This window comes from Gordonia aichiensis, assembly GCF_039946255.1.
GTDB classification, from domain to species: domain Bacteria; phylum Actinomycetota; class Actinomycetes; order Mycobacteriales; family Mycobacteriaceae; genus Gordonia; species Gordonia aichiensis_A.
This window is the reverse complement of the sequence record NZ_JBCDWL010000023.1, coordinates 1-16,645: the sequence shown is the minus strand read 5'-3', so window position 1 is coordinate 16,645 and position 16,645 is coordinate 1. Positions and strand designations below refer to the sequence as shown.

Here is a 16,645-nt window from a genome sequence, read left to right as displayed (position 1 = left end):
ACCCCGTCGTAGGTGGGGAGAATCAGTTGGCCAGGTCGTCGACCGTCGCGGACTCGTTGCGCGAGAGGTTGATGCCGAGGTTGGCAGCAGCGCGCTCGAGGTCCTCGTCGTCGGTGTCGCTCATCTCGATCGCGGTGCCCTCGCTGGAGAGGACCTCCACGTTCAGGCACAGCGACTGCAGCTCCTTGAGGAGCACCTTGAACGACTCCGGGATACCCGGCTCGGGGATGTTCTCGCCCTTGACGATGGCCTCGTACACCTTCACGCGGCCGACCACGTCGTCCGACTTGATGGTCAGCAGTTCCTGCAGCGTGTACGCGGCGCCGTACGCCTGCATCGCCCAGCACTCCATCTCACCGAAGCGCTGGCCACCGAACTGCGCCTTACCGCCCAGCGGCTGCTGGGTGATCATCGAGTACGGGCCGGTGGAACGCGCGTGGATCTTGTCGTCCACCAGGTGGTGCAGCTTGATGATGTACATGTAGCCGACGGCCACCGGGTACGGGAAGGGCTCACCGGAACGACCGTCGAACAGGGTCGCCTTGCCGTCCGGACCCACCATGACCTCGCCGTCGCGGTTCGGCAGAGTGGAGCCGAGCAGACCGGCCAGCTCGTCGTCCTTCGCACCGTCGAAGACCGGGGTCGCGGTGTTGGTGTTCGGCGGCGCCGAGTGCATGGCCTCGGGCAGACGCTTGGCCCACTCCTGCTCCAGCTTCACGGTGTCGATGTTCCAGCCGGCCTTCGACACCCAGCCCAGGTGGGTCTCGAGGATCTGACCGATGTTCATACGGCGCGGCACACCGTGGGTGTTCAGGATGATGTCGACCGGGGTCCCGTCGGGCAGGAAGGGCATGTCCTCCTGGGGGAGGATCTTGCCGATGACGCCCTTGTTGCCGTGACGACCGGCGAGCTTGTCGCCGTCCTGGATCTTGCGCTTCTGCGCGACGTACACGCGGACGAGCTCGTTGACGCCGGGCGCCAGGTCGTCGTCCTCGTCACGGCTGAACGTGCGGACGCCGATGACCTTGCCGGTCTCGCCATGCGGCACCTTCAGCGACGTGTCGCGCACCTCGCGCGCCTTCTCACCGAAGATCGCGCGGAGCAGGCGCTCTTCCGGAGTCAGCTCGGTCTCGCCCTTCGGGGTGACCTTGCCGACCAGGATGTCGCCGTCGCGGACCTCGGCGCCGATGCGGACGATGCCGCGCTCGTCGAGATCGGCCAGGACCTCGTCGGAGACGTTCGGGATGTCCCGGGTGATCTCCTCGGCGCCCAGCTTGGTGTCGCGTGCGTCGATCTCGTGCTCCTCGATGTGAATCGAGGTGAGGACGTCCTCTTCGACGAGGCGCTGGCTCAGGATGATCGCGTCCTCGTAGTTGTGGCCCTCCCACGGCATGATCGCCACGAGCAGGTTCTTGCCGAGCGCCATCTCGCCCTGGTCGGTGCACGGGCCGTCGGCCAGGACCTGGCCGGCCTCGACGCGCTGACCCTCGTCGACGATCGGGACCTGGTTGGCGCAGGTGCCGTGGTTGCTCCGCTCGAACTTGCGCAGGCGGAAGCTGTCGCGGGTGCCGTCGTCGGCCATGATCGTGATGAAGTCGGCCGAGACCTCCTCCACCACGCCGGTCTTGCCGGTGACGATGACGTCGCCGGCGTCGACCGCGGCGCGCAGCTCCATGCCGGTGCCGACCAGCGGCGACTCGCTGCGAACCAGCGGCACCGCCTGACGCTGCATGTTGGCGCCCATCAGCGCGCGGTTGGCGTCGTCGTGCTCGAGGAACGGAATCATCGCGGTCGCGACCGACACCATCTGACGCGGTGAGACGTCGAGGTATTCGACCGACTTGGCGGGCACGAACTCGACCTCGGCGCCCTTGATGCGGACCAGCACGCGCTCGTCGGTGATGGTGCCGTCGGCGTCGTAGTTGGTGTTGGCCTGGCCGATGAGGAAGCGATCCTCTTCGTCGGCGGTCATGTACTGGATCTCGTCGGTCAGCACGCCGTCGACGACCTTGCGGTACGGCGTCTCGATGAAGCCGAACGGGTTGACGCGCGCGTACACCGACAGCGAACCGATCAGGCCGATGTTCGGGCCTTCCGGGGTCTCGATCGGGCACATGCGACCGTAGTGCGACGGGTGCACGTCGCGGACCTCGAGGCCGGCGCGCTCACGCGACAGACCGCCCGGGCCCAGCGCCGACAGGCGACGCTTGTGCGTCAGGCCCGACAGCGGGTTGTTCTGGTCCATGAACTGCGAGAGCTGGCTGGTGCCGAAGAACTCCTTGATCGCCGCCACGACGGGACGGATGTTGATCAGGGTCTGCGGGGTGATCGCCTCGGCGTCCTGGGTGGTCATGCGCTCGCGCACGACGCGCTCCATGCGCGAGAGGCCGACGCGGATCTGATTCTGGATCAGCTCGCCGACGGTGCGCAGGCGACGGTTGCCGAAGTGGTCGATGTCGTCGACCTCGACCGGCACCTCGACGCCGCCCGGGACGGTCATCATGGTGGTCAGGTTGGGATCGGCCTCGTGCAGGCGGACCAGGTACTCGACCGTGGCGACAATGTCCTCGGTGGTCAGCGTCGACTCGCCGAACATCGGGGTCGCGGTCAGACCGAGCTTCTTGTTGATCTTGTAGCGGCCGACGCGCGCGAGATCGTAACGCTTGTCCTTGAAGAACAGGTTCTCCAGCAGGCTCTCGGCCGACTCCTTGGTCGGCGGCTCGCCCGGGCGCAGCTTGCGGTAGACCTCGAGCAGGGCCTCGTCCTGGTTGGTGGTCGAGTCCTTCTCCAGGGTCGACATCATGATCTCGGAGAAGCCGAAGCGCTCGGCGATCTCCTCGTTCGACATGCCGAGGGCCTTGAGCAGGATGGTCACCGGCTGACGACGCTTGCGATCGATGCGGACACCGACGGTGTCGCGCTTGTCGACGTCGAACTCCAGCCAGGCGCCGCGGCCCGGGATGACCTTGACCGAGTGGAGGGTCTTCTCCGTGGTCTTGTCGATGCTGGAGTCGAAGTACACGCCGGGGCTGCGGACCAGCTGGCTCACCACGACACGCTCGGTGCCGTTGATGATGAAGCTGCCCTTGTCGGTCATGATCGGGAAGTCACCCATGAACACCGTCTGCGACTTGATCTCGCCGGTGTTGTTGTTGATGAACTCGGCCGTCACGAACAGCGGTGCCGCGTAGGTGATGTCCTTGTCCTTGCACTCCTCGATGGAGGCCTTGACCTCGTCGAAGTGCGGGTCAGAGAAGGACAGGGACATCGACGACGAGAAGTCCTCGATGGGTGACAGTTCGCGGAGGACTTCCTCAAGTCCGCCGACCGGGTTCTCCTCACCCCGTGCAATCGCCTTGGCGCGCCATTCCGGCGTGCCCACGAGCCATTCGAACGAGTCCAGCTGCAGATCCAGCAGACCCGGAACCTCGAGCGGCTCGTCGATCTTGGCGAACGAAGCGCGATGCGGTGCGCCCGGGATGGTTCCCGCTGTGGTTGAGGTGGACTGGCGGTCGAGTGCCAAGATGCGTCCTTCCAACACGAAGTTTCTCGGTGCGTGGCCGTATGGCCCTGCGGTGGTCGTGCAGCCTGCACGACCATCGCATCCGAGAGCCGACCCCGAGGGGCGGGCTGGAAGGATGAGCAATCAGCGGACAGGAGGCAGCCAGCGCAACGTCCAACTGTATCAGATTCCAAAGGAATTGTGTATACCCGGTCCGGGAGAGATTGTCTACGGCTGCCTACCTGTGACAATCGACTTGAGACAGATTGACGCGCCGACGCCCCTCGCGTCAAGCCGAACGCGCGGAAATCCTCGACGAATCACCGATCGGACACCGATTCGACGCCGCCGATGCACCCCGGATCGGGCGAACGGAGCTGACACCGTCCACCGGTAATGTCTCTGGGAGGGACACGCCGACCCCACGGGGACCACACCGCGCCGACGCGTCCGGCGAGCCCGCGCCGAACCGCAGTCCACTAGAAGTCGTGGACCTCGGCGACCTTCCACCGGTCGTCTTCGAACCGCATCACGAACTCGACGTGCGGAGCGTCGCTGGCCGCGATCATGCCGTTCTGCGTGGTGCTCACCAGGAGCTGAGTCACGACCACGGCGTCGTCACCGGACAGATTCGACACGCCCAGCGCCTCCACCTGGCAGTCCTGCGCGGCCTTGGCCTGGGTGGTGATGTCGCGGTTCGTCTTCTCGGTCTTGCGGAACTCGGTCAGCGCCGAGCCGGTGAGACTGTCGCTGATGGTCGCGAACCAGTTGTCGATCGTCTTGTAGTCGAACCGGAAGGGGGCGCAGACCGCGTTGGCCGCCTCCGAGAGCAGACGGTCGGTCGCCGGCTTGTCGACGAAGGCCTGGTTGCCGGTCACCCCGGCACCGGGGTGGAACGCGAGGACCGCGGCGACGGCCCCGATCACCACCGCTGCGGCGCCGGTCTTGCGTGCCAGGCTCAGCGTCGCCGAGGTGTCCCGGACGGCCGGGCCGGCCTCGCGGATCTTCTTGACCCGTCGCCGCCGGTCCTTCGCCTCCTGCGCAGCGAGGCGCTTGCGTTCGACACCGGAACCGGCGGCATCGCTCGGAGTCGGTGCGGCATCGGACTCGACGGGTGCCGTCTCGTCGACGTTCTCCGCCGGCTTGGAGACCGCGACGCGCGGGGCGTTGCGACCGGCGACCTTCGGGGTGCGCTTGGGCGACGAGCTCGGGTTGCGTGGGCGTCCGGCGGCCATCAGTTGCCACCCCCCTGCTGGTTGTTCTGGGTGACGCCGGACTGGGCGTCGCTGTACTCGAGGGTCTGCAGGGCGACGACCTTCTCCGCCTTGCGGGTGCCGTCGACGTCGACCATGGTCAGCAGGAAGCCCATCTGCTGCTGGGCGACCGGCTGGTTCGGAACGGTGGACTTGACGTTCGCGTAGACGAGCACCGTCGCCCGGTCCTCGGACCGATCGACCTCGGTCGCGGCGCTGCGCGCGATCCGGGACTCGATCTTGCCCGCCTTACCGCCGCTGGCCTGGACCTGCTTCTCGATGTCGGCGACGACCGAGGCGTTGACCTGCTTGAGGGCCTCACCGGTCAGCGATGACTCCAGCCGCTTCTTCCACCCCGCGGCGTCGGTCGGGTCCACCGAGGTGATGTTCAGGACCGCCTGCTCGGCGGCGTCGACCGATTCGGTCCGCAGCGTCTCGGTGGCGGCGTCGACGGTGTATGCCTTGATGCCGGTGTATCCGAAGTAGCCGAGGCAGACGACGGCGGCGATCAGCGCGGCGACGGCCGCGGCCAACGCCATCGACGACAGCGGCGACCGTCCGGACGGCTCGTCCGGGGCTGCTGCGTCGGCGGTGGCGGTGGCATCGTCGGGGGCGGCTGCCGGTTCGTCGGTCGCCGCAGCGGCGTCCCCGGCCTCCTCTGCGGCCTCGTCCGTCGGGGCCTTCGTCAGATCGACCGGCCGCGTGGCGGTGGCGTCACCGTCGGTCGGTTCCGCGGGAGTCCCCGCACCGTCCGCCGGTTCCCCGGTCGGCTTGCTGCTGTCGTCGTCAGTCATCGAGCGCAACTGTAGTCATCGCGTGGCGCGCCTCGCCAATCTGCCGCGGCGCCTGTCGGCTGCGGCAGATCGGCTGGGCGATCACCGGCGATGAACACCCATCAGTGCTGCGAGCTGGGTCGCGAGGGGGTTCAGATTCAACTTGTCCGGATCCTTCTTCGGCGTGTTGTCCCACGGCTGCGAGATGTACGGGTTGGCCAGCGCCGCGCGGTTGGCACCGCGGACCGACGTCGGGTTGCCGACCGGCACGTCACAGTTGGCCTTGGTGTTGAACGGGAAGTCGTCGTAGTTGATGTCGAAGTTCGGGTTGCGCTTCTTCATCTCCGCGATGATCGCGTCGGTGCTCTCGTAGCCGCGCGTGCAGCTGACCGGGTTGCCCGTCTCCAGCACGATGCCGAAGTGGATCTGTCCGTCGCCGGGCGCCGGGCTGTGCGAGCCCGCCGACAGCGCCGAGAGCATCGCGAAGGTCGCGCCGGTCGCGAACGACGCGGGTGCCGCGGTGTGCATGGTAGTCCCGAGTTGGTGCACCAACTTGGACGCATCGGCGCCGTTGTCCTGCAGGAACTGCGTCAGGGCGGTCGCCGCGGGCGGTGCATTCGTCAGAATGCGACGCACCGCCGGATCCGAGCCCGCCAGCTTCGCGGTCACCAGATTGAGGTTCTTCGACCAGGCGAGGATCTCGTCGGACTGCTCGGCCTGGGTGCCCAGGACGGTGTTCGAGTTGCGGATCAGCTCGGTGATCGGGCCGATGTTGTCGACGCCGTCCTTCGAGATCTTGTCGAGCGACTCGACCAGGCGAGTGAGATCCTCGCCCTTCCCGTTGAACGCCTTGCCGAGTTCTTTGATCACCGAGCTCAGCTGGTCGACCGGCACCGTCTTGGTGAGCGTGATGGTGTCGGCGATGACGTCCTGGAGCTTCGGCGGCGTCTCGGCGCCGTCGATCTTCGACCCGTTCGTCAGGTAGGGGCCGGCACTGCTCGGCGGCTGCAGGTCGATGAACTGCTCACCGATCGCCGACCGGTTCGCCAGCACCGCCTTCGACGATGCAGGCACCTTCGGGGCGCCGGAGTTCATGTTCAGCGTCACATCGACCCCGCCGGGCACCATCTTCATGTCGCCGACCAGGCCGACGGGAACCCCGCGGTAGGTCACCTCGGCGTTGGTGAAGACGCCGCTCGCATCGGGCATGTGCAGGGTGACGTGATAGGTCGACAAGCCGGCAAGCTTGTCGAGCCGGGCATACTTGGCGCCGACGTAGACGATCGCCAGCACACCGATCACCGCGAAGACGATCAGCTGCACCTTGACCAGTCTGGTGGTCACTGGCCATCACCTCCAAGCATCGCGAGGGTGCCGTCGAGGAAGTTCTCGCTGCTCGACGGCATCGTCGAGTACTGGTTCTTCTTCGAGCTCGGCTTCTTGCCCGTCGCCGGCGGATTCATCGGATAGGTGCCTCCCGAGGGCGGCGTGTTGGGTCCGGGACGCGAGTTCCCGGACGGCGGCAACAGCGAGATCGTCGGCCATCCGCGACGCGGACCGTTCCCGTTGATGTACGGGTTGTTCGGATCGATGTTGGGCGGGCGGACCTTCGGCGCCTGGTACTTCGGCGTCCCCTGCCCAACACCGAGCGCTTCGAGCTGATTGAGCAGCCGGAAGTCGAGGGTCATGAACAGGTTCGTCGAGTCGCCGTGCACGCCGGGCAGCAGATCGTCCGGGAACGGGTGGGTCAGCATCAGCGGGAGCGCCGTGACGGCGTCCTGCGCCGACTTGGCGAGCTCCGACAGGATCGGCCGCAGGGCCTTGAGGTCGGTGATGATCTCGTCGTGCGCCTTGCCGAGGATGTCGGTGCCGACCTGTCCCAGCGAGTCGAGCTTGGTGAGCAGGTCGACGAACTGCGGTCGCTGATCCTCCAGCACCTTGACGCCCGCGGGCAGTTGGTCGAGGATCCGCTCGATCTGTGCGGTCTGCTGGTTGGCGCGCGCCGACAGCTTGCTGACCCCGTCGATGGCGCGGACGATGTCGTCGCGCTGCCGATTGAGGCTGGCGATCAATGTCTCGGACTGCCGCAGCAGCGACCGCACCGTGTTCGGCCGGTCACCCAACGCCTGGTTGAGCGAGGTGATGATCGGTTCCAGCTGGTTGATCCCGCCGCCGTTGAGCAGCATCGACAGGGCGCCGAGCAGCTGCTCGATGTCGGTGACGGTGCGCGTGCGGTCGGTCTTGATCGGCTGCGCGGACGGCTGCCGCGGCGTCGCCGCGGAGACGCCCTGCGGTTCGCTCAGCGCCACGAACTTCTCGCCGAGCAGGTTCGTCTGCTGGACGGCGGCCGAAGCCTCGTCGGACAGGTTCACCGAATTCTTCACCTTGATGGTGACCAGGGCGTTCCAGGCGCCCTTCGGCACCTCGACCTTGGTCACCTGGCCGACGGGGATGCCGTCCATCTTCACCATGGACTGCGGGACCAGGTCCAAGATGTCGTCGAACTGCACCTTATAGGTGCGGGGATTGTCTCCCACGTCGACGCCGCCGGGCAGCGGGACCGACTGGATTCCGGCGCAGCCGGTGGTCACCGTCAGGACGGTGGCGAGGGCGGCGCCGACACCGGCGACGCGGGCTCGCGTCGAGCGTTTCGCCGTCATCGCTGGCCTCCAGGCAGTTTCGGATCGGGGTTGCCGGGGACGGTGCCCGGCGCCGGGCTCTTCTGCTCCTTGTTGCCGCTCAGGATGCCGAACGGCAGGATCGGGAGAGTCGGTTCCAGGACGCCGTCGGTGATCTGCTTGGCGACGCCCTTGCAGTTGTTCACCAGCGGCGCCATCTTGCGGGAGAAGTCGACGGCCATCGGGTTGCCCGGCAGCAGCTGTCCCAGATCCAGGAACTTGCAGCCTGCGCCGAGCGGATCCTGCAGGTCGGTGATGTTCAGGCGCATGGCCACGGTTCCCGACTCCGCGTCGTAGGCGTTGATCAGGTTGCTGATCGTCACCGGCAGCACCGTCAAGATCTCGAGCAGGTGGTCCTTGTTGTCCAGGAGCGCCTGTCCGGTCGGCTGCAGGCCGCGGATCGCATCGCCGATCTTCTGGTTGTTGTCGGAGATGAAGGTCGCGACATCGCCCAGGGCGTACGACAAGGTGTCCAGCGCCGTGCCGAGCTGCTGACGCTCGCCGGCCAGGAAGGTGTTGAACGAGGCCATCTGCGTGTTGAACTGACGCACCTGCGCGTCGTTCTCCTTCAGCGCACCGACGAAGACGTTGAGGTTCTTGATGGTGCTCACCAGGTCGCCGCTGCCGTCGGACAGGGTGCCCGCGGCCTTCGACAGGTTGGTGATCGCCTCGCCGAGCTTGGCGCCGTTGCCGTCGAGGTTCTTCGAGAAGACGTCGACGAAGTCGGTGACGGCACCGTTCTTGTTGGCACCGTCCGGTCCGAGCGACTTCGACAGCTTCTGCAGGTTGGCGTAGATCGAGTCGATCTCGACGGGCACGCGGGTCTGCTTGGTCGTCAGCTCGATGTCGCTGCCGGCCTGCGGTCCCCCGCTGTAGGCGGGCATGAGCTGGACGTAGCGGTCCGCGACGATCGACGGGATGATCTGGACGGCCTTGACGTCGGCGGGCAGCTTGACACCGCGATTGACCCTCAGGTCGACGTCGACGACGTCGCCGCGCGGAGTCACCTTCGTGACCTTGCCGACGTCGACGCCGAGGATCCGCACATTGCTGCCCTCGTAGATGCCGACCGCGCTGGTGAAGGTCGCGTGGACCTTGGTGGTCCCGATGAGCGTCGACGCCCACCAGCCGCCCGCTGCGATGATGAGCAGCAGGACCGCGCCCAGCGCGCCGTAGACGACGTTGCGTTTGCTGAACAGCCCAGAGGCCTGGTCAGACCCGGTCATCAGCCGACCCCCGTTCCGCCGTTGGTGAGATTCTTAGTCATGTTCGGCGGCCGCGTCGTGTTCTGCTGCGGCAGCGCGGGCGGCAGCAGGTTCGTCACGGTCGACTCGAACCAGCGGCCGTTGCCGAGGACGTTCGCGTACAGCCGGTAGAACGGCGCCATGTAGGTGATGGTGTCGCGCACGTTCTGGTTCTGCCGGGTCAGCATGTCGGTGACGCCGCGCAGCGAGTCGAGCGCCGGGCCCAGCTGGGCCTCGTTGTCGCGCACGATCCCGGTCAGCGCCTTGCTGAGGGTGGTCGTGCTCGCAAGCAGCGCCGAGATGTTCTTCTGCCGGGTGTTCAGCTCCTTGAGCAGCACCCCCGCGCCCGCGATGAGCTTGGTGAACTCCTCATTGCGGTCGGCGAGGATCTTGCTCGAGTCCTTGGTGGCCTTCAGCAGGCGCTGCACTTCCTGGTCGCGGCTGGCGATGGTGTTCGACAGCCGGGAGATGCCGGTGAGCGAGGCGTTGATGTCCTCGCCGCTGGTGCCGGAGAAGGCCGTCGACAGGGTGCGCAGCGACTTCGCGAGCTGGTCGGTGTCGATGTTCTCGATCTGATCGGCCGCGTCGCCGAAGGCCTCGATGACGTCGTAGGGCGCCACCGTGTCGGTCAGCGTGACGTCCGGGTCGGCGAGCTTGCTGCCACGCGGATTGAGTGCCAGGTACTTCTGCCCCAAGACCGTCTTGATCTGGATGGACGCCTGTGTCTGGTCGCCGATCCAGGTGTTGTTGGCCCGGAACGAGACGTCGACCTTGTCGCCGTTGAGCTTGACGTCGGTCACCTGACCGACCTTGACGCCGGCCACCCGCACCTCGTTGCCCGCCTTCAGGCCGGCGGCCTCGGAGAACTGTGCGGTGTAGCGGGCGCCCGCGCCCAGCAGCGGCAGATCCTTCAGGTAGAAGGAGGAGACCGCGGCCATGATCAGGATCAGCAGACCCATCGCGCCGATGCTGACCGGGCTTCGCCGGCCAGCGAAACGCCTGCTCTTCTTCGGTGTCGTCGGAACCGCCGAGGACTCCGGATCCGGGGTGTTCTGGTGCTCGCTCATGGTCACCCCCCAGCCTTTCCGTCGCGCCAGCATCGCGTGGCGGCGCTGGTGTAGAGCACATGATTGATGTTCGGCAGCGGGACCACCGGCTGCGTCAGCAGGGTCGACTTGCCGTTGCCCGCGACGACGTCGATGCCGCACAGGTAGAACTGGAACCACGATCCGAAGGTCGCCGCTCGGCCGATCTTCTGAAGCTTGATCGGGAGGTTCGTCAACGCCTTCTCGATGTCGTCGGTGCGCGAGTTCAGCTGATCCGACAGCGACTTGATGCCCGCGATGTCGCCCTGGATGGCCGGCCGGGTCTTGCTCAGGATCGATCCGGTGACGGTCGTCAGGTTCGACACCGAGGCGATCGCCGAGCCCACCGAGTCACGCTGTGCGGCCAGGCCGGTGATCAGCTTCTCGGTGTTCACGAGCAGGCTGGTGAACTGGTCGTCGTTGCGGTTGACCGTGTCGAGCACTTTGGTCAGGTTGGTGATCATCTCGCCGATCACCTTGTCCTTGTCCGCCAGCGCATTGGTCAGGCCTGCGGTATCGCTGATCAGGTTGCCGATCGTGGTGTCCATGTCGCCCTGGAAGACCTTGATCATGGTCTCGGCCAGCTTGTTCATGTCTTCGGGCGTGATCTGCTTGAACAGCGGCCGGAAGCCGTTGAACAGTTCGGTCAGGTTCACCGCGTCGTGCGTGCTGGTGTGCGTGGGCGTGTTCTGGAACGTGTAGCCCTTGTCGACGGTGTCGCCCGCCGGACCCGGTCCCTTCTCCAGCGCCATGTACCGCAGGCCGGTGAGGTTCCGGTAGCGGATGTACAGCTGGGTGCCCTTCGGCAGCTGATCGCGGTCGACGCTGAATCCGACGAGCGCCTTATTGCGGTCGGTGATCTGGACGCTCTCGATCTGTCCGACACGCACACCCGCGATGCGGACGTCGTCGCCGGGGTTGAGCATCGCGGCGTCGTTGAAGACGCCCTTGAAGCTGGCCTTGCCGCCGGCGCCGGCGTTGGCGATGGTCAGACCGAGCATCGCGGTGGCGAAGACGGTGATCACCGCGAAGACGATCAGCTTCACCAGGGGTGCGACGATCCCTCTCATTTGATGTTCACCTGCGCTCCCTGCAGCGATCCCGCGCCGATGTAGGTGACCCACAGCGGAACGTCTTCGGGGTTCTGGCCGGACGAGGCGCCGTAAACGACCTGCATCTGCTTCTGGTAATCGGTCTCGGAGACGGTTCCGCTCGGCGTGGCGCTGAACTGCGGCTGCGGCAGATCCGGCCAGGTCGACGGTCCGGCGTTACGTGACGGCGGCTGGTAGGAGCCGTCCGGCACACCGCCGCCGGGGTACTGCGGGAAGGGCCGTCCGTTGGTGGCCGGCTCGTAGCAGCGGGCAGGCGGATCCACCCAGAGCATGCGCGGCTCGTCCTGGTTGGGCAGGTAGCGTCCGCGCGGGTTGACGAACTGCAGGTTCACGCGCACACCGGGGTTGGGGGTGTCCTTGCCGACGATCGCACCGACCTTCGGGACGATGGTGGCGAAGTTGTGGAACATGCAGCCGAAGGTCGGCGACTGACGCGCGGTGGCCCGCAGGAAGGGCTCCGAGTCGATGAACAAGTTCAGCAGGTCCTTCTTGTTCTTCTTCAGGAACGCGGTGGTGTCGACGGCGGCCACGCTCAACGTCGAGATGGTCGATCGCAGATCGCCCTGGCGTTCCACCAGCGTGTTGCCGGTGATGCGCAGGTTGTCGAGGGCGTCGATGATGTCGGGGACCGCCTCGGAGTAGGTCTGCGAGAAGGTCGCCAGCCCGCGGATGGTGCCCTGCAGGTCGGTCATGTTCGCGTTGACTCGCGTGAAGATGGTATTGAGACGGTCGACGATCTGGCCGATCTCCTGTCCCTTGCCGCCGATCGCCTGCGAGATGGCACTGAGCGTCACGTTGAGATCTTGCGGGGGGATCGCCTTGATCACCGGCAGCAGCGCGTCGAAGAGATCCTCGACCTCGGCCGAATTGCCCCGCGGGTCGGTAGTGATGACCGAGCCGTTGGTCAGGGTGCCGTCGCCGGTCTTCTCCGGCAGTTGCAGCGCGATGTAGCGCTCACCGAACAACGTCTTGGGCAGCACCCGCGCAGTGGTGCCGACCGGCAGGTTGTGGAGCTGGTCGGGGGTGATCCCGAGTTCCACCGAGACCTTGCCGCCGGGTTCGACGTTCACCGACCGGACCGAGCCGACGACGACGCCGTTGGCCTTCACGTCGGCGTTCTTGACCAGCGCGTTGCCCGCGTTGTCGGTCCGCAGCGTGACCATCGAGTAGTCGTCGAACGTGCCGCGGAACTTGAGCACCGACAGGGCCAGCAGTCCGATGACGACGACGAAGAACAACAGGCCCAACAGCCTGCGCTTGAGTGTCCCCACGGTTTTCCTAACCTCCCACTCGGATCGACGTGGTCGTACCCCAGATCGCCAGGCCCAGGAAGAAGTCCATCACCGCGATCAGCACCAGTGCCGTGCGGACGGCGTGACCGACGGCCACGCCCACCCCGGCCGGACCGCCGCTGGCGTAGTAGCCGTAGTAGCAGTGGATCAGGATGATGACGAATGCGAATATCAGCACCTTGCCGAACGACCAGAGAACGTCGGCCGGTGGCAGGAACAGATTGAAGTAGTGGTCGTACGAACCGGTGGACTGACCGTTGAACACGGTGTTGATGGTTCGAGACGCGAGATAGGCGGCCATCAGGCCCAGCACGTACAGCGGGATGACGGCGATGAAGCCTGCGATGACGCGCGAGGACACCAGGAACGGGATCGACGGGACCGCCATCACCTCGAGGGCGTCGATCTCCTCGGAGATCCGCATGGCGCCGAGCTGCGCGGTGAAGCCGCAACCGACCGTCGCCGACAGCGCCAGGCCGGCCACCAGGGGCGCGACCTCACGGGTGTTGACGTACGCGGACAGGAAGCCGGTGAGGGCCTGCGAACCGATCTGGTCGAGGGCCGCGTAGCCCTGCATGCCGACGACGACGCCGGTGAAGCCCGACATCAGGACCATCACGCCGACGGTGCCGCCGATGACGGCCAGGCCACCCGAGCCGAAGGCCACCTCGGCCAGCAGGCGCATCACTTCGCGCGTGTAGTGCACCAGCGTCTTCGGGATCCACGCCAGGGTGCGCGCGTAGAACGACATCTGCTCGCCTGCGCCGTCGAGCAGCTTGAGCGGCCGTCCGAGCTGCTTGCGCGCCTCGTACAGGAGGTACTCGGGCCTGCTCTTGGAGATCGTCACACCACGAGTCATCGCTAACCTACTTTCGGCGGAACGATCTGAAGGAACACTGCGGTGATGATCAGGTTCGCGAAGAACAGGAGCAGGAAGGTCACCACGACGCTCTGGTTGACCGCGTCACCCACACCCTTCGGACCGCCCTTGGGGTTGAGACCCTTGTAGGCGGCCACGACACCGGCGATGACACCGAAGATCACGGCCTTGAGCGTCGAGATGTACAGGTCCGGCAGCTGCGCGAGCGCGCCGAACGAGGCGAGGTAGGCACCGGGCGTGCCGCCCTGGATGACCACGTTGAAGAAGTAGCCGCCGCCGATGCCGACGACCGCGACCAGACCGTTGAGCAGGACGGCCACCAGGACCATCGCCAACACTCGCGGCACCACCAGTCGCTGGACCGGGTTGATGCCGAGCACCTCCATGGCGTCGATCTCCTCACGAATGGTCCGTGAGCCGAGATCCGCCGCAACCGCCGAGCCGGCCGCACCCGCCACGAGCAGCGAGGTCACCAACGGCGAGCCCTGCTGCACGACGACCAGGACCGAGGCCGCACCCGTGTACGACTCGGCGCCGAGCTGCTTGATCAGCGAGCCGGTCTGCAGCGAGACGATGGCGCCGAACGGGATCGCGATGAGCGCGGTCGGCAGAATCGTGACGCTGGCGATGAACCAGGCCTGCTGGATGAACTCGCGCAACTGGAACGGTCGCACGAAGAGCTGGCGGGCGACGTCGACGAACAACTGGACGATGTTGCCGGTTTGGGCGAGCGCGCCCTCCCCGGCTTTCGCCAGTTTGTCGACGCCACGCGAGGTGGCACTCGTCATGCCTCGGTACTCCCCTGTCCCTTGGACTGGTTGACGGCGGTCTCGATGGCGGCGGTGTCGATGGGCTGGGTCTGCGCATCGTCGCCCGTGGCATAGACCTCGGTGGGACGTTCGATCACCTGGGTGTGAGCGTTGTCCTGGGCCGCCTGAACGGCAGCCGGGTCGGAGAAGTCGGTGTTCGCCAGGGCCACCAGCGTCGCGACGGACTCCGGCGCCTCAGCGGCGCGCGCATCCTCCTCGGCGATCGAGGCACGGATCGCGGCCTGCGCGTTGGCCGGCAGCGACGGCAGCATCTCGAGCACGTTGGCGCGGTGGCGGATGGCGGCCTTGCGGACCGGGACGCCCGGGTTGGGCTGCACCTGGGCGATGATCTCGGAGAAGTCGTCCTTGGTGCCACCGCCGGAGATGCCCGCGGCCATCATTGCGGCCTCGGCTGCGGCGATCGCCTCGTCCTTCTCCTCCGACATGCCGATGGGGCCGAACCGGTCACCGGACAGGAACTGCTTGACGACCGGCTGATCGGAGGTCAGCAGCTGCTCGCGCGGACCGAACATGACCAGTTCCTTGCGGAACAGCATGCCGATGTTGTCGGGGATGGTGCGGGCGATGTTGATGTTGTGCGTGACGATCAGGATCGTCGCGTCGATCTCGGCGTTGATGTCGATCAGGAGCTGCGAGATGTAGGCGGTGCGGACCGGGTCCAGGCCGGAGTCCGGCTCGTCGCACAGGATGATCTCGGGGTCGAGGACCAGCGCGCGGGCGAGGCCTGCTCGCTTGCGCATGCCGCCGGAGATCTCGCCGGGCAGCTTGCCCTCGGCGCCGGCCAGACCGACCAGCTCCACCTTCTCCATCACGATGCGGCGGATCTCGTCTTCCTTCTTCTTCGTGTGCTCACGAAGCGGGAAGGCGATGTTGTCGTAGAGGGTCATCGAGCCGAACAGCGCGCCGTCCTGGAACAGGACGCCGAAGAGCTTGCGGATCTCGTAGAGTTCCTTGGCCGAGCACTCGGTGATGTCGGTGCCGTCGATGATCACCGAGCCCTGTTCGGGGTGCAGCAGGCCGATCAACGTCTTCAGGAACACCGACTTACCGGTACCCGACGGGCCCAGCAGCGCGTTCACCTCGCCCGCAGGCAGGGTCAGCGATACGTCGCGCCAGATGTTCTGTGAGCCGAACGACTTCGTCAGTCCCTCGACCTTGACCTCAACACCCACAGTGTCCCTCCAGACCTTTCATGTCTACCGAGTACGAGGTGCGAGGCGCCGCTCCCCCTACAGAGTTGTTTCGCCGCCACCGGCCCGAGACCCCTGTGGCTGCGGTCACTCTAACGCACCAGCAGCTGTTGTCACACTTCCGGCCGGGACGTTCGACCCCCACCCGATTACCTGTACCCGCTAGTAACATTTCAGTGGCCTGAGAATACCCAAAGAACGGGTCGTGGTCCAAAGCGATTCGACGCCGGGGCCGAGATACACGTCACAATCACCGCCGCAACATTGCTAAAGAAGACAATCACCCCTCGAGGTGGGTCCGTTCGTACGACACGGTGATCGAGTACCCGCGACGCCTCCTCCCCAGGCTGGTCGAGTAGCCCGCGAAGAAGTGAGCGAGCGTATCGAGACCCCGCACCCGGTCTCGATACGCGTCCTACGCTGCGCTCCGGTCGCTACTCGACCACCCTGAAACACCGCGCCCCAACCACGAACCACACACCGGCCGGTCGAGTAGCCCGCGAACGAAGAGAGCGAGCGTATCGAGACCCCGCACCAGGGCCTCGATACGCGTCCTCCGCTGCGCTCCGGTCGCTACTCGACCACCCTGAAACACCGCGCCCCAGCCACGAACCAAGACCCCCAGGCTGGTCGAGTAGCCCGCGAACGAAGAGAGCGAGCGTATCGAGGCCCCGCACCCGGTCTCGACGCTCTTATCGATTTTGTCAAGCGGTGGGGGCTGGTTGTGGGCTGTTGTCTTCGAGGTAGCGGTAGATGTCTCGGGTGACGTAGCGCATGACGGCGCGGCGGGCCATTTTGGGTGTCTT

12 protein-coding genes are annotated in these 16,645 nt (G+C 66.2%); all 12 read right to left on the bottom strand.

Translation table 11 applies throughout. The annotated features are described in order from the left end of the window. Positions 1–22: 22 nt before the first annotated feature. The 12 genes from AAFO60_RS19025 to AAFO60_RS18970 all read right to left on the bottom strand — a co-directional run bounded on the left by AAFO60_RS19025 (position 23) and on the right by AAFO60_RS18970 (position 15,821). Positions 23–3,523 (bottom strand): DNA-directed RNA polymerase subunit beta, encoded by a 3,501-nt coding sequence (locus AAFO60_RS19025; RefSeq protein WP_347957815.1) that lies wholly within the window; start codon positions 3,521–3,523, stop codon positions 23–25. Positions 3,524–3,981: 458 nt separating this feature from the next. Beyond that, the gene (locus tag AAFO60_RS19020; RefSeq protein WP_347957814.1) at positions 3,982–4,737 is read right to left on the bottom strand and encodes a hypothetical protein; all 756 of its coding nucleotides are present in this window, start codon (positions 4,735–4,737) and stop codon (positions 3,982–3,984) included. Continuing rightward, the gene (locus AAFO60_RS19015; RefSeq protein ID WP_347957813.1) at positions 4,737–5,549 is read right to left on the bottom strand and encodes a hypothetical protein; all 813 of its coding nucleotides are present in this window, start codon (positions 5,547–5,549) and stop codon (positions 4,737–4,739) included. The genes AAFO60_RS19020 and AAFO60_RS19015 overlap by 1 nt, the downstream gene beginning before the upstream one ends. 81 nt (positions 5,550–5,630) lie before the next feature. After that, positions 5,631–6,872 carry an MlaD family protein gene (locus AAFO60_RS19010; protein WP_347957812.1) on the bottom strand — a complete coding sequence of 414 codons (1,242 nt, stop codon included), beginning with the start codon at positions 6,870–6,872 and terminating at the stop codon, positions 5,631–5,633. Next, on the bottom strand, positions 6,869–8,188 hold the full coding sequence (locus tag AAFO60_RS19005) for an MCE family protein (protein ID WP_347957811.1): 1,320 nt from the start codon (positions 8,186–8,188) through the stop codon (positions 6,869–6,871). Before AAFO60_RS19005 ends, AAFO60_RS19010 begins: the two co-directional genes overlap by 4 nt. Next, a complete protein-coding gene (locus AAFO60_RS19000; RefSeq protein ID WP_347957810.1) occupies positions 8,185–9,432 on the bottom strand; it encodes an MCE family protein in 1,248 nt (415 codons plus the stop codon). The genes AAFO60_RS19005 and AAFO60_RS19000 overlap by 4 nt, the downstream gene beginning before the upstream one ends. After that, a complete protein-coding gene (locus AAFO60_RS18995) occupies positions 9,432–10,517 on the bottom strand; it encodes an MCE family protein (protein WP_347957809.1) in 1,086 nt (361 codons plus the stop codon). Before AAFO60_RS18995 ends, AAFO60_RS19000 begins: the two co-directional genes overlap by 1 nt. Before the next feature lie 2 nt (positions 10,518–10,519). After that, entirely contained in the window at positions 10,520–11,605 is a 1,086-nt protein-coding gene (locus tag AAFO60_RS18990) for an MlaD family protein (RefSeq protein WP_347957808.1), read from the bottom strand. Beyond that, on the bottom strand, positions 11,602–12,918 hold the full coding sequence (locus tag AAFO60_RS18985) for an MCE family protein (protein WP_347957807.1): 1,317 nt from the start codon (positions 12,916–12,918) through the stop codon (positions 11,602–11,604). Before AAFO60_RS18985 ends, AAFO60_RS18990 begins: the two co-directional genes overlap by 4 nt. A 7-nt stretch (positions 12,919–12,925) precedes the next feature. Next, positions 12,926–13,798: an MlaE family ABC transporter permease gene (locus tag AAFO60_RS18980; RefSeq protein ID WP_347957806.1), complete on the bottom strand. Its 873-nt coding sequence runs from the start codon at positions 13,796–13,798 to the stop codon at positions 12,926–12,928. 2 nt (positions 13,799–13,800) lie between these two features. Then, a complete protein-coding gene (locus AAFO60_RS18975) occupies positions 13,801–14,607 on the bottom strand; it encodes an MlaE family ABC transporter permease (protein WP_347957805.1) in 807 nt (268 codons plus the stop codon). Beyond that, positions 14,604–15,821 carry an ABC transporter ATP-binding protein gene (locus AAFO60_RS18970; RefSeq protein WP_347957804.1) on the bottom strand — a complete coding sequence of 406 codons (1,218 nt, stop codon included), beginning with the start codon at positions 15,819–15,821 and terminating at the stop codon, positions 14,604–14,606. Before AAFO60_RS18970 ends, AAFO60_RS18975 begins: the two co-directional genes overlap by 4 nt. Positions 15,822–16,645: the final 824 nt, after the last annotated feature.

Coding starts and splice junctions, on each gene's coding strand:
- AAFO60_RS18975 (WP_347957805.1), bottom strand. CDS start 14,607: ATGACGAGTGCCACCTCGCGTGGCGTCGACAAACTGGCGAAAGCCGGG.
- AAFO60_RS19015 (WP_347957813.1), bottom strand. CDS start 5,549: ATGACTGACGACGACAGCAGCAAGCCGACCGGGGAACCGGCGGACGGT.
- AAFO60_RS19005 (WP_347957811.1), bottom strand. CDS start 8,188: ATGACGGCGAAACGCTCGACGCGAGCCCGCGTCGCCGGTGTCGGCGCC.
- AAFO60_RS19020 (WP_347957814.1), bottom strand. CDS start 4,737: ATGGCCGCCGGACGCCCACGCAACCCGAGCTCGTCGCCCAAGCGCACC.
- AAFO60_RS18995 (WP_347957809.1), bottom strand. CDS start 10,517: ATGAGCGAGCACCAGAACACCCCGGATCCGGAGTCCTCGGCGGTTCCG.
- AAFO60_RS19000 (WP_347957810.1), bottom strand. CDS start 9,432: ATGACCGGGTCTGACCAGGCCTCTGGGCTGTTCAGCAAACGCAACGTC.
- AAFO60_RS18980 (WP_347957806.1), bottom strand. CDS start 13,798: ATGACTCGTGGTGTGACGATCTCCAAGAGCAGGCCCGAGTACCTCCTG.
- AAFO60_RS18990 (WP_347957808.1), bottom strand. CDS start 11,605: ATGAGAGGGATCGTCGCACCCCTGGTGAAGCTGATCGTCTTCGCGGTG.